Consider the following 19,150-nt stretch of genomic DNA (forward strand, 5'->3'; position numbering starts at 1 on the left):
ACGCGGGCGGCGCCTGCCGAGGAGCCGCCGATGAGCGAGTCACTGCCCACCGCGCGTCTGGTTCGCCGCCTGTTGCTGGTGGTGGCGGCGATGTTCGCCTTTGGCTTCGCCCTGGTGCCGATCTACGACGTGATGTGCCAGGCGTTCGGCATCAACGGCAAGACCGCCGGCGCCTATGACGGCAAGCAGACGGTGGATGCGGCGCGCCAGGTGCGCGTGCAGTTCCTCGCCACCAACGCCGCAGGCATGGCCTGGGAGTTCCAGCCGCTGGCCGCGCAGGTGGAGGTGCATCCGGGCGCCAGCCAGGAAATCCGCTTCGTCGCCTTCAATCCGACGGACAAGCCGATGACCGCCCAGGCGGTGCCGAGCGTCTCGCCGTCGAAGGCCGCGGCGTTCTTCCACAAGACCGAATGCTTCTGCTTCACCCAGCAGGTGCTGCAGCCGGGCGAGCGCATCGAGATGCCGGTGCGCTTCATCGTCGATCGCGACCTGCCGGCCGATGTGCGCCACCTGACCCTCGCCTACACGCTGTTCGACATCACGTCCCGCCAGCCACCGGTCGCCGCCCTGGCGACGGCCGCGGCCAAGGAGAGTCTGCAATGAGCACCCAGACCCACGAGCAGTACTACGTCCCGGCGCAGAGCAAATGGCCGATCGTCGCCACCATCGCCCTGCTGGTCACCTTCTTCGGCCTGGGCACTTGGTTCAACGATCTGAAGGCCGAGCGCGCCGAATCCAGCGGCCCGCTGATCTTCTTCATCGGCGCGCTGCTGATCGCCTACATGATGTTCGGCTGGTTCGGCGCGGTGGTGAAGGAGAGCCGCGCCGGGCTGTACAGCGCGCAGATGGACCGCTCGTTCCGCTGGGGCATGAGCTGGTTCATCTTCTCCGAGGTGATGTTCTTCCTGGCGTTCTTCGGCGCGCTGTTCTACGTGCGCTACTGGGTCGGCCCCTGGCTTGGCGGTGAAGGTGACAAGGGCGTCAGCAACATGCTGTGGCCGGGCTTCGAGTACAGCTGGCCGCTGCTGAACAATCCCGATCCCAAGCTCTATCCGGCGCCGGAAGGCACCATCAGCGCCTGGGGTCTGCCGCTGGTCAACACCATCCTGCTGGTGTCCTCCAGCTTCACCCTGACCTGGGCGCACCACGCGCTGCGCAAGAACAATCGTCAGCAGCTGAAGATCGGTCTGGCGGTGACGGTTCTGCTCGGCGTGGCCTTCCTGATCCTGCAGGCCGAGGAATACATCCACGCCTACAACGAGCTGGGGCTGACGCTCGGCTCGGGCATCTACGGCGCGACGTTCTTCATGCTCACCGGCTTCCACGGCGCGCACGTGACCATGGGCGCGATCATCCTCACGGTGATGCTGATCCGCATCCTGCGCGGGCATTTCAGTGCCGAACACCACTTCGGCTTCGAGGCGGCGAGCTGGTACTGGCACTTCGTCGACGTGGTGTGGATCGGCCTGTTCGTCTTCGTCTACGTGATCTAGGAAGCCAGCCCCGGGCGCAGTTCGCCGGACCAGAAGCCCCAGGCGATCAGCGCAACGGTCAGCGCAGCCAGGCAGACGCGCACGAACAGCGCCGCGATCACGCGAGAGCGGCGCCCCTCGTCGCGCACCAGGAAGAACAGGCCACTGAACAGACTGACCAGCGTGGCCACTAACGACAGGACGATCGCCGTCTTGAGCATGAGCGATTCCATGACGGGGGAGCGGGAGTGGGGGTGGAGTATAGCCAGCCATATCGACATTCCAGGGTGCCGGCCATGAGCCGCTTCCGCCCGGGGCTGCTGCCGACCCTGCTGGTGTTGGCGCTGCTGCCGCTGCTGGTCTGGCTGGGTTTCTGGCAGCTGGAACGCAGCGAGCAGAAGCGCGAGCTGCTGGAGCGCCAGCAGGCCCGCCAGGAGGCCGCGCCGCTGACGCCGGAGCAGCTCGACGGCAGCGCCGGGCAGGCCTACGCGCGCGTGTACCTGCAGGGGCGCTTCGATGCCGCGCACAGCTTCCTGCTCGACAGCCGCACGCGCGACGGCCAGGTCGGCGTGGAGCTGCTGCAGCCCTTCTACGACGAACCCAGCGGTCGCTGGCTGCTGATCAACCGCGGCTGGCTGCCCTGGCCGGACCGGCGCATCGCCCCGCAGTTCGACACACCGCAGCAGCCCCTCAAGCTCGCCGCCTGGCTGTACGTGCCGCCGGGCAAACCGTTCGTCTTCAGCGAGCGCATGGCCGAGGGCTGGCCGCGGCTGATCAGCCACGTCGATGTTCCGGCGCTGTGGGCGCTGCTCGGCCGCGACGGCGTGGCCCAAGAACTGCGCCTGGAGCCCGGCCCGAGCGCCTACCGCGCGGACTGGCCGGTAACCAGCATGAGTCCGCAGCAGCACGTCGGCTATGCGGTGCAGTGGTTCGCCCTGGCCGCGGCGCTGCTGGCGCTGTTCGTCTATTTCGGCGTGCATCAGGCACGAGGAGCACGGCATGAACCCGATGAATCCGACCATGACCGCCACTGAGCCGCGCCGCGGGCGCGGGCGCCTGCAACTGCTGCTCATCATCGCCGTGGTGCTGGGACCGATGCTGCTGGCCTCGGCGATGTACCGCTACGGTTTCTGGGTACCGCAGAGCCGCAGCTACCACGGCGTGCTGGTCGCCGACGGGCAGAACCGCGCGGCCATCGGCGTGCAGGCGCCGGCGGACGCGGCACGCTGGGAGCTGCTGGTCACCGCGCCGCAAGGCTGCGCGGCGGACTGCCTGCGGCTGGTCTACCTGGCGCGGCAGATCAACATCGGCCTGGCCCGCGAGGCGGCGCGCGCCGGCCATGCGCTGGCCAGCAGCGAGCCGCTGGCAGCCGAAGCCGAGCAGCGGCTGGCACGCGAGTACCCGCAGCTGCAGCGCTACGGGCTGACGCCGACCGGCGATGCCGCGCCGCAGCTGTGGATCGTCGATCCGCACGGCAATCTGGTGCTGCGCTACGACGCCAAGGCCGACGGCAAGGCGATCCTCGACGACCTCAAGTACCTGCTGAAGATTTCGCAGATCGGCTGAAGCCGGCTTAAAGGAGCGCCCGATGACCCGCCCCGGTTACCGCCTTGCCCTGTTCGCCACCGCGCTGGCCGTGGTGGTGGTGCTGCTCGGCGCCTACACGCGGCTGACCCACGCCGGCCTCGGCTGCCCGGACTGGCCGGGCTGCTACGGTTTTCTCGGCGTGCCGATGAGCGAACAGGCGCAGAGCCTGGCCGCCGAACGCTTCCCCGATGCGCCGGTGGAAGTGCACAAGGGCTGGAACGAGATGGTCCATCGCTATTTCGCCGGCAGCCTCGGCTTGGTGATCCTCGCGCTGGCGCTGCAGGCGCTGCGCCGTCGCAACGAGCCAGGGCAGCCGGTGAAGCTGCCGTTGCTGCTGCTCGCCGTGGTGATCGCCCAGGCGCTGTTCGGCATGTGGACGGTGACGCTGCAGTTGTGGCCGCAAGTCGTTACGGCGCACCTGCTGGGCGGCTTCACCACCCTGAGCCTGTTGTTCCTGCTGTGCCTGCGCCTGTCCGGGGCGCTACCGCCGCTGGGCGCGGTCGACGGCCGGCTGCGCGCCTTCGCGGCGCTCGCCCTGCTGCTGGTGGTCGGCCAGATCACCCTCGGCGGCTGGGTCAGCAGCAACTATGCAGCGGTGGCCTGCACCGATTTTCCCACCTGCCACGGTGAATGGTGGCCACGGATGGATTTCGCCAACGCCTTCAACCTCACCCATCACGACATCGGCCCCAACTACCTCGGCGGCCTGCTCTACGGCGAGGCGCGCACGGCAATCCACGTCAGCCACCGGCTCGGCGCACTGAGCGTGACACTGGTGCTGCTGGCGCTCGCCGCGCTGCTGCGGCGCAACGGCCTCGGCCGCCTCGCGGCGCTGGTGCTCGGCGCGCTGACGCTGCAGGTCGGGCTGGGTATCGCCAACGTCGTGCTGCACCTGCCGCTGCCGGTCGCGGTGGCACACAACGGCGGCGGCGCCGCGCTGCTGCTGGTGCTGGTGCTGGTCAACTACCGCCTGCGCCAGCCTGCACGCGCCCGACATCCCGCATCGATGACGTCCACGGCCGGTCGCTTCGACCTGCCCGGCGCCCGACCATAAGGAGAACACCATGGCCACCGTACTCAGCGAACACCGCGTCCAGGCCAGCTGGCGCGACTACCTGGAGCTGACCAAGCCGAAGGTGGTGCTGCTGATGCTCATCACCTCGCTGGTCGGCATGTTCCTCGCCACCCGTGCCGGCGTGCCGTGGACGGTGCTGCTGTTCGGCAACCTCGGCATCGCGCTGTGCGCCGGCGGCGCGGCGGCGGTCAATCACGTGGTGGACCGCCGCATCGACGCAGTGATGGCGCGCACCCACAAGCGCCCGCTGGCCGAGGGCCGGGTGTCACCCGCCGCCGCGCTGACCTTTGCGCTGGCATTGGGCGTCGCCGGGCTCGCGCTGCTGCTGGCCTTCACCAATGCGCTGGCGGCCTGGCTGACGCTCGCCTCGCTGATCGGCTACGCGGTGATCTACACCGGCTTTCTCAAGCGCGCCACGCCGCAGAACATCGTCATCGGCGGCCTGGCCGGCGCCGCGCCGCCGCTGCTCGGCTGGGTCGCGGTGACCGGCCAGATCAGCGCCGAACCCCTGCTGCTGGTGCTGATCATCTTCGCCTGGACGCCACCACATTTCTGGGCGCTGGCGATCCACCGCCGCGCCGAGTACGCCAAGGTGAACATTCCGATGCTGCCGGTGACCCACGGCGTGCACTACACCAAGGTGCACATCCTGCTCTACACCGCGATCCTGCTGGCAGTCAGCTTCATGCCGTTCGCCATCCACATGAGCGGCCTGCTGTACCTGGTCGCCGCGGCGTTGCTGGGCGCGCGGTTTCTCTACTGGGCCATCGCGCTGTACCGCGACAGCCGGCCACATGCGGCAATCAAGACCTTCAAATTCAGCATCTGGTACCTGTTCGCGCTGTTCATCGCGCTACTGGTTGATCATTATCTGCTGCTCGATTTCTAGTGGCCTGTGCGGTGAGTGGGTTGAGGCAAGTTCGGATGAACATGGCTCCGAGACAAGGCGCTGCGACGAGTCATGGCGAGCTATGGCAAGGAGCAGCAATGCAGTGTCGGGGTCAGGGGCGCCGAAATCGACCAACTGAGCTCACCAAACAGGCCACCCAGCCGCCCACAGGACGCCCATGACCCGCATCCAGAAAACCGTTTTCATCCTCGTTGCGCTGATCGCGCTGGTCGTCGGGCTGACGGTTTCCAAGGTACTCAATGGCGAACGCCAGCTCGACCCGACTCAACTGCTGGATGCCGGTATCGTGCTGCTGCCGCAGAGCCGCCCGCTGCCGGCGCTGAGCCTGACCGACGAGAATGGCCAGGCGGTGCAGGTCGACCAGCTCAAGGGCGGCTGGACGCTGCTGTTCTTCGGCTACACGTTCTGTCCCGACATCTGCCCGACCACCCTTGCCGAGCTGCGCCAGCTCAACGGCCTGCTCCCCGAAACGGTGCGCGGGCAGCTCCAGCCGATCCTGGTCAGCGTCGATCCGAACCGCGACACGCCGGCCAAGCTCAAGGAATACCTGGGTTATTTCAACGCCGGTTTTCACGGCTGGACCGGCACGCCGGAGAACATCCAGGCGCTGGCCAACGGCGTCGGTATCCCGTTCATTCCGCCGGACACCAGCAAGGAAAACTACACCGTCGACCACAGCGGCAATCTGGTCATCATCGGCCCGGACGGTCGCCAGCACGGCTTCATCCGCGCACCGCTGCGGGTGCAGAAGCTCGCCGAACAGTTGCCCGCGCTGGTGCAGCAGCCGCGCTGAGTGACCACCCCTTTCCGTAGAAACGACAAAGCGCGGCGAAAGCCGCGCTTTGCATTCGGGCCGCGCTTACTTGGTCTGCAGGATCAGATCGCGGCGCATCAGCGTCTTGATCTTCAGCAGGTGATCGTCTTCCTGGGTCTTGGCCTTGACGAAGCTGTCGCCGATGTTCGGATGGCCCGCGGCCTGCGCCAGCTCGATCAGCAGTTCCCAGGCGGCGTTGTCCGCCAGCTCCGCCGTCAGCAATGCATTCAGACACTGCGGGATGTTGGTGCGTGGATCGGTCAGCACCTGCATGATGCCCATCGCCATGACCCCGGCCACGTCGGCACAGGGCGTCTGCGCGGTGGGATCGGCGCCGAGTTTTTCCATCGCCGCGTGCACCAGCATCATGTGCTCGAACTCTTCGTCACGGATGTGCTGCAACTCGTCCACCAGCGCGCTGCCGGAATCGAGGTTGCGCGCCTTGGCGATCATCGCCTCGTACAGACGCACACCGTTGCGCTCGAACGCCAGGCGCTCGCCGAGCTTGTCGATGAACACCTCGGGGCTCTTGCCTTTCATCATGTCGAAGCCGGTCTTGAGCATGCCCTTGGCCGAACCTGGCACCGGTACCGAGCCGATGCGGTCGGCCTCTTCATTGCGTTCGGCGCGCTCGACCAGCATGCCGTGCTCGTCACCCGGCACGTCCGGATGAATCTCGTTGACGGCATCGAGCAGGCGCTTGGTGTCTTTCGGCGACATCTGCACGCCGGTGAAGTTGGTACCTACTTTCGCTGCAGTAGCCATGTTCGTCTCCTCAGGAAGCCTTGCGCATCAGTTCGCCACCCGGCGCCCACTGGTAACCCGCCGAGACGATGTCCGAGGCGAGCCCTTGCGAGGCGAGGTGGTTGCGGTAATCGAGCGAGGACTGCGGCTCCTTGGCCTTGTCCACATAGGCCGGGCCGGCGGTACGCAGGTTGACCTCGGCGGCCAGCACCTGGCGGACGAAATCACGCTGGCTCTTGAACTCGACCATCTTCGGCAGCGGACCGGCGAGAATCTCGGCCGGGTCGCGACCTTCGAGTTTCTTGAACCACTCGCAGGCGACGTTGAGGTGGCCCAGCTCGTAGTCGAGGAAACGCTCCCACATGGCCTTGATGCGCGGATTGGTCTCCTGCTCGGCGCAGCTGGCGTACATGTAGACCTCCATCGCCTCGTGCACCAGCCACTTCTCGATGTGGCTTTCGCTGGGGTCGGAGAGCGAGCCGTACTGGGTGACGTGCTGCTCCTCAACCGAGGCGATCTCAGCGTACAGCTGGCGCGCCAGCGGGTCGGCGAACAGCGGGCCGATGTTCATGTAGTAGTCGTGGGTCTGGTATTCCGCGCCGGTGATCAGCGCCGCGTGGATCTTGGTGATCAGCGCGGCGGAGTTCTTCTCGTAGTTGTCGCGAATGTCGTTTTCCGGATGACGATGGTGCTCCGACGTTTTCCGCCCGGGCACGATGTCGGTATAGCCCTGCAGGATGTTGTTGGCATCCTTGCCCTCGAGGCGATCGAGCATCGCCGAGTAGCGGTACAGGTGATCGAAGTCTTCCAGCAGGCCGAAGCGATAGGTCTGCGCCTGGTAGGGGTCGGGCTCGTTCTGCGCCACCGCGGCGGTCACCTCGATGGCCACCTGTTCGTAGGCCACGGTGGTTTCCAGCGGCGAGTGGTCGGCGCCGATCAGCCAGTTGATCATGGTCGCCTGGTGCTGCTCGGTACGCCGGATCTGCGCCAGCGGCAGGCGCAGTTCCTTGTTGAAGCGGGCGATGCCGTGGGAAAGGCGCAGGGCATCGGTCTCGACGCCGTTCATGAGGATGATGCGCACACGGGTAAAGGCATCGTCATCGAGCTTGCTGATCGGCTTGCCGGCCATTTCCTTCCAGGTGAACTTTTGCTTCTCCAGCGGCGTGCCTTTGTTGTCGAAAATTCCGGATAGGGTCTCCATGGAGCCTCCGTGGTTATGCGTGGGTATCAGGCATGAGGAATCGCCGCCGTATGAATCGGCGACCTAGTAAAGAGGACCGGAGGCTTCGGCAAACGATTCGCACCGTTCAGCGGTCGAGGGAATCGCCGCCGATGAACGGTATATCGCAACTTTTAGACACATGAACCGCGTTCGGCGCAAAGCGCCGTGGTAGCGCGCGGCGCCGTTGCGCCTGCTCAGTCGGACAGCTGCCTGAGCGCGGCCTCCCGCTCGTCGGCGGGATGCTCGGCGAGCGCCTCGACCGCCGCGTGAAAGCGCGCCCAATCGCGTTCGCTCTGTTCGAACAGTGCGGCAAACGCCGGCACCCAACGGTCGTACAGGCCGAACGGCACCAGGCTGGCGTTGTTCAGCGGCCGCGCGAACCAGCCATCGAAACGCCGCGAGCCGCCCCAGGCACCGTCGCGCAGGTGCCGGTAGTCACGCCGCAGCCGCGTGAATTCGGCCTGTTTGAGCGCCCGCAGCTCGGCCTGCGGCCTGCCCGAGGCATACAGCGCGGCCAGCCGCTCGCGCGTAGCCAGCAGCAGTTCGACCAGCTGGCGATACTGCCGCTGCGCCTGGCCGTCCAGCGGCGGCAGGCCGCGCGCGCGGCGCCACTGGCGCAGTCCCTCGCGCTCGACGAAGGTGGCGTAGGACTCGTTGAACGCGGTGTCACCGGGCACGTAGAGACGCTGGTGCGCCAGCTCGTGGAACAGCAGCGCGGCAAGCTGCTCGTCGTCACGGCGCAGCATCGAGCTGAGCAGCGGGTCGGCGAACCAGCCGAGCGTCGAATAGGCCTCGACGCCCGCCACGTGGGTATCCAGCCCCTGCGCCCGCAGACGCGCCGCCTCGCCGCGCGCGGCACCCTGGCGGTAATAGCCGCGATAGGCCACGCAGCCGGCAATCGGGAAGCAATGCTCGACGGGCTTCACCGAGAACGCTTCGGTGGCGAACAGGTTCCACACCACGTAGGGCCGCTGGATGTCCGCGTACAACCGGTAGCTGTCGTTGTCCGGCAGCCCCAGCGCGCTGCTGGCAAAGCGGCGCGCCTGCAGCGCATGGGTCAGGCGCTGGCGCAACGCCGGGTCGCGGGTTTCATCGGCGATCACCCGCGCGACCGGCTCGCGCTGGCGCAGCAGTTCGAGCTGACCGACCGCCAGCTGGCTGTAATAGCTGCAACCATTCAGACCAACGGCAAGCAGCAGGGGAACCCAGCGCAGGGCGCGGTGGTCGATGGTGGCGGCGTTGGGCTTCGGCATCGGGAATCAACCGGTGAGTCGCAACCGGCGTCGTGCCGGGTCAGCCGGCACCCTACAAAGGCCGCGCGGCGGATGGCAATCCCACGCCGGCATTCGCTTTCGATTCGCTAGCCGGGCGCCTGCTTCCCGGTCGGAGCCTTCCCGATGCGCGTTCTCATCGTTGCCCTGCTGCTTTCGCCCCTCGCCGGTTGTTCGCTGTGGATGCCCAAGCCCGACCCCAACCAAGCCTGGGTCGACCTCCGGCCGCATGGCGAAACGCAGTTGCAGGCGCTGGCGGTGGACGGCAAGGCACTCGACGACGGCCGCTACTTCCAGGTCGAGCCGGGCAGCCGCACGCTGGAGATGCGCTATCGCTTCCAGGTCGAGGGCAGCAACATCGGCCCGACCAGCGCGCCGCTGCCGCGCGACTGCAAGCTGACCCTGGCTTACGACCGTTTCAATGCCGGCGCCCGCTATCGGCTGGTCGCCGGCGGCTACGGCTTCCGCCCCTGGGCCAAGCTCTACGACGAACACCAGTACGTGCTGGCGCGCGCCGAGGAAAAGGGCTGCGGCAACCTCGCCGAACGCTGAGGCCGGCGCCCGCCTGGCGCGGTTGAAAAGCCCCGGCATCTGGCGCAGGCTCGCAGGATCGTGACGAGGCACTGGCCTCGTGCATGTCCGTCGAGGAACTCATCATGCGCCTGCCGCTCGCCCTGTTGCTCGCTCTCGCCGTCACCGGCTGCGCCAGCCCGTTGCCGCCGCACGATCCGCAGATGGCCTGGGTGGACATGCGCGCGCAGACCATCGACATCTTCATGTCCGACCGGCTGGACGGCAAGCGCACCTACGACGGGCGCTTCTTCCAGGTGCCGCCGGGCCGTCATGAACTCGAAGCCAACTACGAATTCGAAGTCAGTGGCGGCGGCCTCGGCATGTTCGGCGAGACCCAGACCATGCGCTGCACGATGGTGGTGCAGTACGACCACTTCGAGGCCGGCAAGCGCTATCTGTTCCAGGCGCGCTCGCTCGGCTTCACGCCACAGGGCTGGCTGCTCGACGAACAGCGCAACGTGCTGGTCGAGGCACAGGCCGAGCACTGCTATTGAGGAAGAGGTAGACGATGTCCCGTATTGCCCAGACCCGCTTTTCCGCCCTCGACCTGGCACCGATCCGCGATGACGGCACGCCAGCCCAGGCGCTGCACAATGCCCTGGCGCTGGCGCGGCACGTCGAAGGGCTCGGCTTCCAGCGTTTCTGGGTCGCCGAGCACCACAACATGGACGGCATCGCCAGTGCCGCCACCGCCGTGCTGATCGGCTACCTGGCCGCCAACACCACGCGCATCCGCCTCGGCGCCGGCGGGGTGATGCTACCCAACCACGCGCCGCTGGTGATCGCCGAGCAGTTCGGCACTCTGCAGGCGCTGTATCCCGGCCGCATCGACCTCGGCCTCGGCCGCGCACCGGGCGCCGACCAATTCACCGCCCATGCGCTGCGCCGCGACCGCATGGGCAGCGCCGACGACTTCCCGCAGGACGTCGAGGAGCTGGAACGGTTGCTCGGCCCGCGCCAGCCGAACCAGCGCGTCATCGCCATGCCCGGCATGAACAGCAACGTGCCGATCTGGCTGCTCGGCTCCAGCCTGTTCAGCGCCCAGCTGGCCGCGGCCAAGGGCCTGCCGTATGCCTTCGCCTCGCATTTCGCGCCGCGCTTCATGCATCAGGCGATCAAGCTCTACCGCGACAACTTCCAGCCCTCGGCGGTCCTCGACAAACCCTACGTGATGCTCGGCGTACCGCTGATCGCCGCTGACAGCGACGAGCAGGCCGAGTACCTGGCGACCAGCGTCTACCAGCGCATCCTCGCGCTGATCCGCGGCCAGAGCCTGGTGCTGCGCCCGCCGGTGCCGAGCATGCACGGCCTGTGGCTGCCGCATGAGCAGCAGGCGGTGGGCGATTTCCTCGGCCTGGCGCTGATCGGCGGGCCGGAGAAGGTCCGTGCGCGGCTGGACGTGCTGCTGGAGCAGACCCAGGCCGACGAACTGATCTTCACCTGCGATCTGTACGAAACCGCCGACCGGCACCGCGCCTTCGAGATCCTTGCCGGGCTGAAGTGAGCCCGGCATGCCTCAGCGCGGCTGCCGCATCAGCTGTCGTTGAGACGGAAGCCGATCTTCACCGCGACCTGGAAGTGCGCCACCTGGCCGTCGCGGATGTGCCCGCGAATCTCGCCCACCTCGAACCATTCTAGGTTCTGCAGCGTCTTGCCCGCCTCGGCCACGGCGTTGCGGATCGCCTCGTCGACGCTGTTGCGCGACGAGCCGACGATCTCGATCTTCTTGTAGGTGTGATGGTCCGACATGCATGCCCCCTTGCGTTCGATGAGCCTCCGCTCGATTGAGGCCGTCCCTGCCTGAATTGAGGCTAGCAGAGCCACGCGAAGTTCAGCCGCCGCGGCGGCCATTCAGGCAATGCGCCGGTAGGCATAGTGCTGCGCCTTGAAGACCTGATTGAAATGCCGGCCCAGCGAATCGGCCTCCAGCAGCGCCTGCACTTCCGCCGCCGGCACCTGCTCGTAGCGGTACAGCGCGCCGCTGGCGAACTCCACCTCCAGCACCTGCTGCGCGGCGTCGTAACCCAGCGAACGCAGGCTGCTGGAGGCCACCGGCGCGCGCTTCATCGCCGGCTGGTCCGGTTCACGGTTTGCGCTCTATCCGCTGATCGACGCCGCCGACGGCGAACTGCGGCTCCTGGCCCTGCCAGAGCAGCCGGTTATCGGCGCCTTCGACCGACACCTGCGCCGGCGCATCGAAGCGCAGCTCCAGCTCGTGCTCGGCGCCGCTCACCTCGACGACCGCCGGCTCGGCGCCCGCCACGATGGCCGTGCGCACACGGTTGCGGTTGGTGTCCACACTCAGGCGGCCAACGGTGTCGGCCTGCACGCTGTTCTCGGCGCCGGAAACGGTCAGCGCGGCGGCACGCTGCAGGCTCACCTGATGATCCGAGCCGTAGACCTCGACCGCGCCGCAGTCGCCGGTCAGCTGGATGCGGTTGCCGTTACCGGAGATGTTCACTGCCTGGCCGTTGCACGGCACGTCCCGCGACAGGCCGATGCCGTCCAGTTCGATGACGGCGGCCTGCACCGCGGCGGAGGCCAGCAGGCCGGCCAGCAGGGCCGGGGCGAAAAAGGTCGGGTGCATCTGGAACATCCTTTTTTTGCGCGAAGGGGCTCGCCGCAGGGGCCGTCGAACACGCCACGCGGCGATGCGCATAGGACTCGACGGCCACGCCGGAGTTCTGCCGCGGCGCCGGGGTCAGCCCGGCGACGGGCGCGCCGCGTGAAGCTCCGCACGCAACCACTCGGCCAGCCGCTCGGCGCGCCGGCCGACACGCCGCGTCGGCACCCACAGCGCCAGCCGCGCCGAGGTCTCGACGAAACCCCAGGGCGCCAGCAGGCGGCCGCTGGTCAGGTCGTCGGCGACCAGCTGCTGCGGGGCGATGGCTACGCCAAGCCCGGCCAGCGCGGCTTCCAGCAGGAAATACAGGTGCTCGAAGCTCTGCCCCAGCCGCAGCCGTGCCGGCTCCAGCCCCTGCTGGTGCGCCCAGCTCGGCCAGGCCTGCGGTCGCGAGGCCGGGTGCAGCAACGGCTCATCGAGCAGCGCCGCCGCCGGCAGGGCACGCAGCGCGGCGCACCGCGGATGATGCGGGCTGAGCACCGGGCCGATGCGCTCGGCGTCCAGCTCGAACACCTGCATGTCGGCCGGCCACGGCGGTTCGGCGTACCACAGCGTGGCATCCAGGCCGGGGCGGCGCGGGTCCAGCTCGCCCTCGCTGGCCGACAGTTGCAGGCGCAGTTCCGGCAGGTCGCGGTTGAGCCGGTCAAGCCGCGGAATGAACCAGCGCGCCAGCAGGCTGCCCGGACAGCCGAGCACGAACGGCGCCTCGGCGGTATCGCGTCGAAGCTCGTCACAGGCGCCGCGCAGCCGGGCGAAGGCCTCGCCACTCGCTTCGCCCAGCCGACGCCCGGCATCAGTGAGTTTTACGCCGCGCCCTTCCTTTTGCAGCAGCGCCACCCCGAGGGTTTCCTCGAGCGCCCGCAGCTGCCGACTGATGGCCCCATGCGTGACGTGCAGCTCGTCCGCTGCGCGCTTCAGGCTGCCCAGGCGGGCAACAGCCTCGAAGGCACGCAGCGCGTTGAGAGGAGGAAGCTCGGTTGCCATAGGTGAGTTTTCCTGACGTATTGCGGCGATCTTATCGCTTTTCCGCGAGGGTCTGCAGCCGTAAGCTCGCCCTCATACCTGCCGTAGGGTGGAAAACTCGCGAAGCGATTTTCCACCGTCGATCACGATGGTGGACAAGGCTGCGCCGTTGTCCACCCTACGGTCACCCCGACTGCGTATCGGCACCCTCCAAGGAGCTTTCCATGACCTCATACCGCACCGGCCCGGACAACCGCGGGCTGTTCGGCCGCTTCGGCGGCCAGTTCGTCGCCGAAACCCTGATGCCGCTGATCAACGAGCTGGCCGCCGAATACGAGAAGGCCAAGGGCGATCCGGCCTTTCTCGAGGAGCTGGCCTACTTCCAGCGCGACTACATCGGCCGTGCCAGCCCGCTGTACTACGCCGAGCGCCTGAGCGAGCACTTCGGCGGCGCGAAGATCTACCTCAAGCGCGAAGACCTCAACCACACCGGCGCGCACAAGATCAACAACTGCATCGGCCAGATCCTGCTGGCCAAACGCATGGGTAAAAAACGCATCATCGCCGAGACCGGTGCCGGCATGCACGGCGTGGCCACGGCCACCGTGGCCGCGCGCTTCGGCATGCAGTGCGTGGTGTACATGGGCACCACCGACATCGACCGCCAGCAGGCCAACGTCTTCCGCATGAAGCTGCTGGGCGCCGAGGTGATCCCGGTCACCGCCGGCACCGGCACGCTGAAGGATGCAATGAACGAGGCCCTGCGCGACTGGGTGACCAACGTCCACAACACCTTCTACCTGATCGGCACCGCCGCCGGCCCGCACCCCTACCCGGCCATGGTGCGCGACTTCCAGTCGGTGATCGGCAACGAAGTGCGCGAGCAGATCATGCAGAAGGAAGGCCGCCTGCCCGACTCGCTGGTCGCCTGCATCGGCGGCGGTTCCAACGCCATCGGCCTGTTCCACCCATTCCTCGACGATGAAAGCGTGCAGATCGTCGGCGTCGAGGCCGCCGGTCATGGCATCGACACCGGCAAGCACGCCGCCAGCATGGCCGGCGGCGCGCCGGGCGTGCTGCACGGCAACCGCACCTTCCTCTTGCAGGACGCCGACGGCCAGATCACCGACGCGCATTCGATTTCCGCCGGCCTCGACTACCCCGGCGTCGGCCCCGAACACGCCTGGTTGCACGAGATCAAGCGCGTCGAGTACGTGCCGATCACCGACCACGAGGCGCTCGCCGCCTTCCACGACTGCTGCCGCCTGGAAGGCATCATCCCCGCGCTGGAAAGTGCCCACGCCCTGGCCGAAGCCTTCAAGCGCGCGGCGACGCTGCCCAAGGAGCACCTGATGGTGGTCAACCTCTCCGGCCGCGGCGACAAGGACATGCAAACCGTCATGCACCACATGAGCGAACAGGAGAAGCACGCATGAGCCGCCTGCAGAGCCGCTTTGCCGAGCTGAAAGAACAGAACCGCGCGGCGCTGGTGACCTTCGTCACCGCCGGCGACCCGGACTACGCCACCTCGCTGGCGATCCTCAAGGGCCTGCCGGACGCCGGCGCCGACGTCATCGAGCTGGGCATGCCGTTCACCGACCCGATGGCCGACGGTCCGGCGATCCAGCTGGCCAACATCCGCGCCCTGGCGGCCAAGCAGAACCTGCCGAAGACGCTGCAGATGGTCCGCGAATTCCGCGAAACCAACGCCAGCACCCCGCTGGTGCTGATGGGCTACTACAACCCGATCTTCGCCTATGGCGTCGAGCGCTTCGTCGCCGATGCGAAAGAGGCCGGCGTCGATGGCCTGATCGTCGTCGACCTGCCGCCGGAGCATAACGACGAACTTTGCGACCCGGCCCAGGCCGCGGGAATCGACTTCATCCGCCTGACCACCCCGACCACCGACGACCAGCGCCTGCCCACCGTGCTCAACGGCAGCTCGGGCTTCGTCTACTACGTCTCGGTGGCCGGCGTGACCGGCGCCGGTTCCGCCACCCTGGAACACGTCGAGGAAGCGGTGGCGCGTCTCAAGCGGCATACCGCCCTGCCTGTGTGCGTCGGCTTCGGCATCCGTACGCCGGAACAGGCCGCGGCCATCGCCCGGCTGACCGAGGGCGTGGTAGTCGGCTCGGCGCTGATCGACCAGATCGCCAGTGCCAAGAGTCCGGAACAGGCGGTGGAAGGCGTGCTCGGCCTGTGTCGCGAACTCAGCGCCGGCGTGCGCAACGCGCGCGGCTAAGCCCCCCGCTCCACGTAGGGTGGAAAACGGCGCAGCCTTTTCCACCGGCCGGAACGCCGCAACGGCCCAGCGCCGGTGGATGATCGCCCAGGCGAGTCAGCCACCCTACGCGCTCCACCCCCCGCCATCCGTAGCCGTAGGGTGGGCTTCAGCCCACCACATGCCCCCTCATCCGGCATCGAACAAACCCTCGCCCATCGATGACCAATATCGACCGGCTCGATTTCGAGCGCGCCGTCCGGGCGCGTAGGATGCTCTGCACATTCCCAGTCCCCTCTCGAGGAGATCGCCATGCCTGATACCCCTTACGTCCCACCGAAGGTCTGGACCCACGACGCCCCCTCCGGCGGCCAGTTCGCCAACATCAACGCCCCCACCGCCGGCGCGCGGGTCGAGCGGGCGCTGCCGGTGGGCAAGCACCCGCTGCAGCTCTATTCGCTGGCCACGCCCAACGGCGTGAAGGTCAACATCATGCTCGAGGAACTGCTCGCCAGCGGCCATGCCGGCGCGGAATACGACGCCTGGCCGATCCGCATCGCCGATGGCGACCAGTTCGGCAGCGGCTTCGTCGAGGTCAACCCGAATTCCAAGATCCCCGCGCTGGTCGATCACAGCGCCGAAGGCGGGCCGCTGCGGGTGTTCGAGTCGGGCTCGATCCTGCTGTATCTCGCGGAGAAGTTCGGCGCCTTCCTGCCCAGGGAACTGCGCGCACGCACCGAGACGCTGAATTGGCTGTTCTGGCAGATGGGCTCGGCGCCCTTTCTCGGCGGCGGCTTCGGCCACTTCTACGCCTATGCGCCGGAGAAGTACGAATACCCGATCAACCGCTACGCGATGGAAGCCAAGCGCCAGCTCGACGTGCTCGACCGCCAGCTGGCCGAGCACCGCTACGTCGCCGGTGACGACTACAGCATCGCCGACATGGCGATCTGGCCCTGGTACGGCGTGCTGGCGCTGGGTGAGCTGTACGGCGCCGGCGAATTCCTCTCGGTGCAGGACTATCAACACGTGCAACGCTGGGCCGCCGAGATCGCCGAACGCCCCGCCGTGATCCGCGGGCGCAAGGTCAACCGCACCTGGGGCGAGGAAGCCGAACAGGCCCCCGAACGCCACAGCGCCGCCGATCTCGACTGAGCGCATCATCCAAAGCGCTGCCGTAGCCGTTCAGCAAACAAGCGCGGCGGCACGCGGCGCCGGTCCACGAATGGTCAGGCAGGGTCTACCAGATCCTGCCATTCCTCGTGGCGCTCGACGTACCTGGCGATGAACTCGCACTGCGGCACCACGCGCTTGCCGCGACGCCGTGCATCGTCCAGCGCGCCCTTGGCCAGCACGCTGCCCAAGCCCTGCCCGGACAGGCTGGGGTCGACCTCGGTATGGGTGAACACCATTCTGCCGCCCTGCTCGCTATACGCGGCGAAGCCGAGTGGCTGGCCCTCGACCAGCAACTCATAGCGCTGCTGCGCGGCATCGTGGCGGACGCTGGCTGGTTTATCGGTCATGGCAGACTCCTCTCAGTTGAATGATGGCGGCTAGAGGTACGAGTGGCCACGGCGGACAAGGGTTCAGCATGAGGCAGGGCTTCACGTAGCGGCCCTCAATCCACCCCGACAAACCCACCGGTCTGATGCTGCCACAGCCGCGCATAGAGGCCACCGCGGGCGATCAGCTCGGCGTGGGTGCCGGTCTCGATCACCTGGCCTTTGTCGATCACCACCAGCCGATCCATGCGCGCGATGGTCGACAGCCGGTGGGCGATGGCGATCACCGTCTTGCCTTCCATCAGGGTATCCAGGCTCTCCTGAATCGCCGCCTCGACCTCCGAATCCAGCGCCGAGGTGGCTTCGTCGAGCACCAGGATCGGCGCGTCCTTGAGCAGCACCCGGGCGATGGCGATGCGCTGCCGTTGCCCGCCGGAGAGCTTCACGCCGCGCTCGCCGACCATCGCCTCGAAGCCCTTGCCGCCCTGGCTGTCGTCCAGGGTCTCTATGAACGCGTCCGCACGGGCCTTGCGCGCCGCGGCCCAGAGTTCGTCTTCCGTGGCGTCGGGCTTGCCGTAGCGCAGGTTGTCGCGGATGGAGCGGTGCAGCAGCGCCGTGTCCTGGGTGACCACGCCGATATTGGCGCGCAGGCTTTCCTGGCTGACCTCGGCGACGTTCTGCCCGTCGATCAGGATGCGCCCGCTCTCCAGGTCATAGAGGCGCAGCAGCAGGTTGACCAGCGTCGACTTGCCCGCACCCGACGGCCCGACCAGGCCGATCTTCTCGCCCGGACGAATGTCGATGGTCAGCCCGCTAATCACCCCGCCCTGCTTGCCGTAGTGGAAATGCACATCCTCGAAGCGCACGCCGCCCTGCTCCACCTGCAGCGGCCTGGCGTCCTCGGGGTCGAGCACATCGCGCGGTCGGACGATGCTCTTCATGCCGTCCTGCACGGTGCCGACGTTCTCGAAGATGCCGTTGACCACCCACATGATCCACTCGGCCATGTTGTTGATGCGGATCACCAGGCCCAGTGCCAGGGCGATTGCGCCTGTGGTGATCAGCGCCTCGCTCCACAGCCACAGCGCCAGCGCGCCGGTGCCGACGATCAACAGGCCGTTCATGCAGGTGATGAGGAAATCCAGGCTGGTGATCACCCGCGACTGCAGGCGGAATTTGCCGAGCAGCTCCTGCATCGCCTCGCGGGCGTAGCTCTCCTCCTCGCGCGAGTGGGCGAACAGCTTGAGCGTGGCGACGTTGCTGTAGCCGTCCACCACCCGCCCCATCACCTTCGAACGCGCCGCGGACGCCGCCGCCGAACGCGCGCGGATACGCGGCACGAAGTACCAGAGCGCGGCGCTGTAGCCGACGATCCACAGCAACAAGGGCACGATCAGGCGCAGGTCGGCGGCGGCGAACAGATACAGCGCGCTGCCGGCATAGACCACCACATGCCAGAGCGCGTCGATCACCTGCATGGCCGAATCGCGCAGCGACGGCCCGGTCTGCATCACGCGCTGGGCGATGCGCCCGGCGAAGTCGTTCTGGAAGAAGTTCAGGCTCTGCTTGAGCACGTAGCGATGGTTCTGCCAGCGGATCAGATTGGTCAGCCCCGGGTTGATCGCCTGATGCGTCAGCAGGTTGTGCAGGCCGAATACCAGGGGCCGGATGACCAGCGCCACCGCCGCCATCCACAGCAGCGCGTTGCGGTGCTCGGCAAAGAAGGTCCGCGCGTCATCAGTCGTCTGGGCCATGTCGATCAGTTGGCCGAGAAAACTGAACAACGCCACCTCGATCAGCGCCGCGAAAAAGCCGACCACCAGCACGGCGGTCATCAACGGCCAGACCTGCTTCAGGTAATGGGCATAGAAACGCAGCATCCCGGCCGGCGGTGCAACGTCCGGGCTGGGCTTGAAGACATCGATCAGGTTTTCGAAACGGCGGAACAGCATGGGGAAGTCTGCTTTGTGGCGAGGTGGGCGAACGTCATTCGCAAATACGACCGCACGGGCGCGGCATCCCGGTTGGACGCCCGGAGCCCGCGAGCGTTTCGCCAACCGCCTGCCCTGCCCGTCGATTCGCGTCGGTGGACAAGCAGAGCGTTGTCCACCCTACGCCACTCGGCCTCCTCTGCCGACACCACGCACGCGTAGGGTGGAAAACGGCGAAGCCT

23 protein-coding genes are annotated in these 19,150 nt (G+C 67.3%); 13 read left to right on the forward strand and 10 right to left on the reverse strand.

Features of this window, described 5'->3' with window-relative positions:
* The first annotated feature begins 30 nt into the window (after nt 1-30).
* Both HU825_RS04785 and HU825_RS04790 read left to right on the forward strand, forming a co-directional pair.
* Entirely contained in the window at nt 31-603 is a 573-nt protein-coding gene (locus tag HU825_RS04785; protein WP_043295002.1) for a cytochrome c oxidase assembly protein, read from the forward strand.
* The gene (locus HU825_RS04790) at nt 600-1,493 is read left to right on the forward strand and encodes a cytochrome c oxidase subunit 3 (RefSeq protein WP_043294999.1); all 894 of its coding nucleotides are present in this window, start codon (nt 600-602) and stop codon (nt 1,491-1,493) included. Before HU825_RS04785 ends, HU825_RS04790 begins: the two co-directional genes overlap by 4 nt.
* Here HU825_RS04790 and HU825_RS04795 read toward each other — a convergent pair.
* Nucleotides 1,490-1,693, reverse strand: coding sequence for a twin transmembrane helix small protein (locus tag HU825_RS04795; RefSeq protein WP_043294998.1), 204 nt, complete (start codon nt 1,691-1,693; stop codon nt 1,490-1,492). The genes HU825_RS04790 and HU825_RS04795 overlap by 4 nt on opposite strands.
* Nucleotides 1,694-1,768: 75 nt before the next feature.
* On the opposite strand from HU825_RS04795, the gene HU825_RS04800 reads away from it, so the two are divergent.
* The 5 genes from HU825_RS04800 (at nt 1,769) to HU825_RS04820 (ending at nt 5,837) form a co-directional block, all read left to right on the forward strand.
* Nucleotides 1,769-2,506, forward strand: a complete 738-nt coding sequence (locus HU825_RS04800; protein ID WP_234303016.1) for an SURF1 family protein — start codon at nt 1,769-1,771, stop codon at nt 2,504-2,506.
* The gene (locus HU825_RS04805; protein ID WP_043294994.1) at nt 2,481-3,038 is read left to right on the forward strand and encodes a hypothetical protein; all 558 of its coding nucleotides are present in this window, start codon (nt 2,481-2,483) and stop codon (nt 3,036-3,038) included. Before HU825_RS04800 ends, HU825_RS04805 begins: the two co-directional genes overlap by 26 nt.
* A 22-nt stretch (nt 3,039-3,060) precedes the next feature.
* Nucleotides 3,061-4,113: a COX15/CtaA family protein gene (locus HU825_RS04810; RefSeq protein ID WP_234303017.1), complete on the forward strand. Its 1,053-nt coding sequence runs from the start codon at nt 3,061-3,063 to the stop codon at nt 4,111-4,113.
* Between the two features lie 10 nt (nt 4,114-4,123).
* On the forward strand, nt 4,124-5,023 hold the full coding sequence (cyoE, locus tag HU825_RS04815) for a heme o synthase (protein ID WP_234303018.1): 900 nt from the start codon (nt 4,124-4,126) through the stop codon (nt 5,021-5,023).
* A 178-nt stretch (nt 5,024-5,201) separates the two neighbouring features.
* On the forward strand, nt 5,202-5,837 hold the full coding sequence (locus HU825_RS04820; RefSeq protein ID WP_234303019.1) for an SCO family protein: 636 nt from the start codon (nt 5,202-5,204) through the stop codon (nt 5,835-5,837).
* A gap of 66 nt (nt 5,838-5,903) precedes the next feature.
* On the opposite strand, the gene HU825_RS04825 is transcribed toward HU825_RS04820, so the two are convergent.
* The 3 genes from HU825_RS04825 to HU825_RS04835 all read right to left on the reverse strand — a co-directional run bounded on the left by HU825_RS04825 (nt 5,904) and on the right by HU825_RS04835 (nt 9,077).
* Nucleotides 5,904-6,623 carry a ferritin-like domain-containing protein gene (locus HU825_RS04825; RefSeq protein ID WP_234303020.1) on the reverse strand — a complete coding sequence of 240 codons (720 nt, stop codon included), beginning with the start codon at nt 6,621-6,623 and terminating at the stop codon, nt 5,904-5,906.
* Between the two features lie 10 nt (nt 6,624-6,633).
* Nucleotides 6,634-7,803, reverse strand: coding sequence for a hypothetical protein (locus HU825_RS04830; protein ID WP_234303021.1), 1,170 nt, complete (start codon nt 7,801-7,803; stop codon nt 6,634-6,636).
* Nucleotides 7,804-8,018: 215 nt separating this feature from the next.
* A complete protein-coding gene (locus HU825_RS04835; RefSeq protein ID WP_234303022.1) occupies nt 8,019-9,077 on the reverse strand; it encodes an aminopeptidase in 1,059 nt (352 codons plus the stop codon).
* Between the two features lie 144 nt (nt 9,078-9,221).
* On the opposite strand from HU825_RS04835, the gene HU825_RS04840 reads away from it, so the two are divergent.
* The 3 genes from HU825_RS04840 (at nt 9,222) to HU825_RS04850 (ending at nt 11,172) form a co-directional block, all read left to right on the forward strand.
* A complete protein-coding gene (locus HU825_RS04840; RefSeq protein WP_043294983.1) occupies nt 9,222-9,647 on the forward strand; it encodes an SRPBCC family protein in 426 nt (141 codons plus the stop codon).
* Nucleotides 9,648-9,751: 104 nt separating this feature from the next.
* A complete protein-coding gene (locus tag HU825_RS04845; protein ID WP_043295112.1) occupies nt 9,752-10,162 on the forward strand; it encodes a PA0061/PA0062 family lipoprotein in 411 nt (136 codons plus the stop codon).
* Between the two features lie 14 nt (nt 10,163-10,176).
* Nucleotides 10,177-11,172 carry an LLM class flavin-dependent oxidoreductase gene (locus HU825_RS04850; protein ID WP_054094272.1) on the forward strand — a complete coding sequence of 332 codons (996 nt, stop codon included), beginning with the start codon at nt 10,177-10,179 and terminating at the stop codon, nt 11,170-11,172.
* 29 nt (nt 11,173-11,201) lie between these two features.
* On the opposite strand, the gene HU825_RS04855 is transcribed toward HU825_RS04850, so the two are convergent.
* The 4 genes from HU825_RS04855 to HU825_RS04870 form a co-directional block, all read right to left on the reverse strand.
* Nucleotides 11,202-11,417, reverse strand: a complete 216-nt coding sequence (locus HU825_RS04855; protein ID WP_043294980.1) for a dodecin — start codon at nt 11,415-11,417, stop codon at nt 11,202-11,204.
* Between the two features lie 102 nt (nt 11,418-11,519).
* Entirely contained in the window at nt 11,520-11,735 is a 216-nt protein-coding gene (locus tag HU825_RS04860; RefSeq protein WP_054094270.1) for a KTSC domain-containing protein, read from the reverse strand.
* A gap of 16 nt (nt 11,736-11,751) precedes the next feature.
* The gene (locus HU825_RS04865; RefSeq protein WP_077682362.1) at nt 11,752-12,255 is read right to left on the reverse strand and encodes a DUF3060 domain-containing protein; all 504 of its coding nucleotides are present in this window, start codon (nt 12,253-12,255) and stop codon (nt 11,752-11,754) included.
* 114 nt (nt 12,256-12,369) lie between these two features.
* Entirely contained in the window at nt 12,370-13,275 is a 906-nt protein-coding gene (locus HU825_RS04870; RefSeq protein WP_234303023.1) for a LysR family transcriptional regulator, read from the reverse strand.
* Between the two features lie 203 nt (nt 13,276-13,478).
* Between HU825_RS04870 and trpB the strand changes: the two genes are divergently transcribed.
* From trpB to yghU, 3 genes are all read left to right on the forward strand, one after another.
* Entirely contained in the window at nt 13,479-14,690 is a 1,212-nt protein-coding gene (gene trpB / locus HU825_RS04875; protein WP_054094267.1) for a tryptophan synthase subunit beta, read from the forward strand.
* The gene (gene trpA, locus HU825_RS04880; protein ID WP_054094266.1) at nt 14,687-15,496 is read left to right on the forward strand and encodes a tryptophan synthase subunit alpha; all 810 of its coding nucleotides are present in this window, start codon (nt 14,687-14,689) and stop codon (nt 15,494-15,496) included. Before trpB ends, trpA begins: the two co-directional genes overlap by 4 nt.
* 291 nt (nt 15,497-15,787) lie before the next feature.
* Entirely contained in the window at nt 15,788-16,630 is an 843-nt protein-coding gene (gene yghU, locus HU825_RS04885) for a glutathione-dependent disulfide-bond oxidoreductase (protein WP_234303024.1), read from the forward strand.
* A gap of 74 nt (nt 16,631-16,704) precedes the next feature.
* Here yghU and HU825_RS04890 read toward each other — a convergent pair whose 3' ends face one another.
* Together HU825_RS04890 and HU825_RS04895 are read right to left on the reverse strand one after the other, a co-directional pair.
* The gene (locus tag HU825_RS04890; RefSeq protein WP_234303025.1) at nt 16,705-16,998 is read right to left on the reverse strand and encodes a GNAT family N-acetyltransferase; all 294 of its coding nucleotides are present in this window, start codon (nt 16,996-16,998) and stop codon (nt 16,705-16,707) included.
* Nucleotides 16,999-17,093: 95 nt separating this feature from the next.
* The gene (locus HU825_RS04895) at nt 17,094-18,929 is read right to left on the reverse strand and encodes an ABC transporter ATP-binding protein (protein WP_234303026.1); all 1,836 of its coding nucleotides are present in this window, start codon (nt 18,927-18,929) and stop codon (nt 17,094-17,096) included.
* Nucleotides 18,930-19,150 lie beyond the last annotated feature (221 nt).

This window comes from Pseudomonas phenolilytica (assembly GCF_021432765.1).
Taxonomy (GTDB): Bacteria; Pseudomonadota; Gammaproteobacteria; order Pseudomonadales; family Pseudomonadaceae; genus Stutzerimonas; species Stutzerimonas phenolilytica.

Bases quoted from the DNA above. Each gene is read 5' to 3' on its own strand.
- HU825_RS04865 (WP_077682362.1), bottom strand. From the start codon at position 12,255: ATGCACCCGACCTTTTTCGCCCCGGCCCTGCTGGCCGGCCTGCTGGCC.
- HU825_RS04840 (WP_043294983.1), top strand. From the start codon at position 9,222: ATGCGCGTTCTCATCGTTGCCCTGCTGCTTTCGCCCCTCGCCGGTTGT.
- HU825_RS04850 (WP_054094272.1), top strand. From the start codon at position 10,177: ATGTCCCGTATTGCCCAGACCCGCTTTTCCGCCCTCGACCTGGCACCG.
- HU825_RS04810 (WP_234303017.1), top strand. From the start codon at position 3,061: ATGACCCGCCCCGGTTACCGCCTTGCCCTGTTCGCCACCGCGCTGGCC.
- HU825_RS04820 (WP_234303019.1), top strand. From the start codon at position 5,202: ATGACCCGCATCCAGAAAACCGTTTTCATCCTCGTTGCGCTGATCGCG.
- HU825_RS04830 (WP_234303021.1), bottom strand. From the start codon at position 7,803: ATGGAGACCCTATCCGGAATTTTCGACAACAAAGGCACGCCGCTGGAG.
- trpB (WP_054094267.1), top strand. From the start codon at position 13,479: ATGACCTCATACCGCACCGGCCCGGACAACCGCGGGCTGTTCGGCCGC.
- HU825_RS04860 (WP_054094270.1), bottom strand. From the start codon at position 11,735: ATGAAGCGCGCGCCGGTGGCCTCCAGCAGCCTGCGTTCGCTGGGTTAC.
- yghU (WP_234303024.1), top strand. From the start codon at position 15,788: ATGCCTGATACCCCTTACGTCCCACCGAAGGTCTGGACCCACGACGCC.
- HU825_RS04890 (WP_234303025.1), bottom strand. From the start codon at position 16,998: ATGACCGATAAACCAGCCAGCGTCCGCCACGATGCCGCGCAGCAGCGC.
- HU825_RS04805 (WP_043294994.1), top strand. From the start codon at position 2,481: ATGAATCCGACCATGACCGCCACTGAGCCGCGCCGCGGGCGCGGGCGC.
- HU825_RS04835 (WP_234303022.1), bottom strand. From the start codon at position 9,077: ATGCCGAAGCCCAACGCCGCCACCATCGACCACCGCGCCCTGCGCTGG.
- cyoE (WP_234303018.1), top strand. From the start codon at position 4,124: ATGGCCACCGTACTCAGCGAACACCGCGTCCAGGCCAGCTGGCGCGAC.
- trpA (WP_054094266.1), top strand. From the start codon at position 14,687: ATGAGCCGCCTGCAGAGCCGCTTTGCCGAGCTGAAAGAACAGAACCGC.
- HU825_RS04855 (WP_043294980.1), bottom strand. From the start codon at position 11,417: ATGTCGGACCATCACACCTACAAGAAGATCGAGATCGTCGGCTCGTCG.
- HU825_RS04825 (WP_234303020.1), bottom strand. From the start codon at position 6,623: ATGGCTACTGCAGCGAAAGTAGGTACCAACTTCACCGGCGTGCAGATG.
- HU825_RS04795 (WP_043294998.1), bottom strand. From the start codon at position 1,693: ATGCTCAAGACGGCGATCGTCCTGTCGTTAGTGGCCACGCTGGTCAGT.
- HU825_RS04790 (WP_043294999.1), top strand. From the start codon at position 600: ATGAGCACCCAGACCCACGAGCAGTACTACGTCCCGGCGCAGAGCAAA.
- HU825_RS04785 (WP_043295002.1), top strand. From the start codon at position 31: ATGAGCGAGTCACTGCCCACCGCGCGTCTGGTTCGCCGCCTGTTGCTG.
- HU825_RS04800 (WP_234303016.1), top strand. From the start codon at position 1,769: ATGAGCCGCTTCCGCCCGGGGCTGCTGCCGACCCTGCTGGTGTTGGCG.
- HU825_RS04895 (WP_234303026.1), bottom strand. From the start codon at position 18,929: ATGCTGTTCCGCCGTTTCGAAAACCTGATCGATGTCTTCAAGCCCAGC.
- HU825_RS04870 (WP_234303023.1), bottom strand. From the start codon at position 13,275: ATGGCAACCGAGCTTCCTCCTCTCAACGCGCTGCGTGCCTTCGAGGCT.
- HU825_RS04845 (WP_043295112.1), top strand. From the start codon at position 9,752: ATGCGCCTGCCGCTCGCCCTGTTGCTCGCTCTCGCCGTCACCGGCTGC.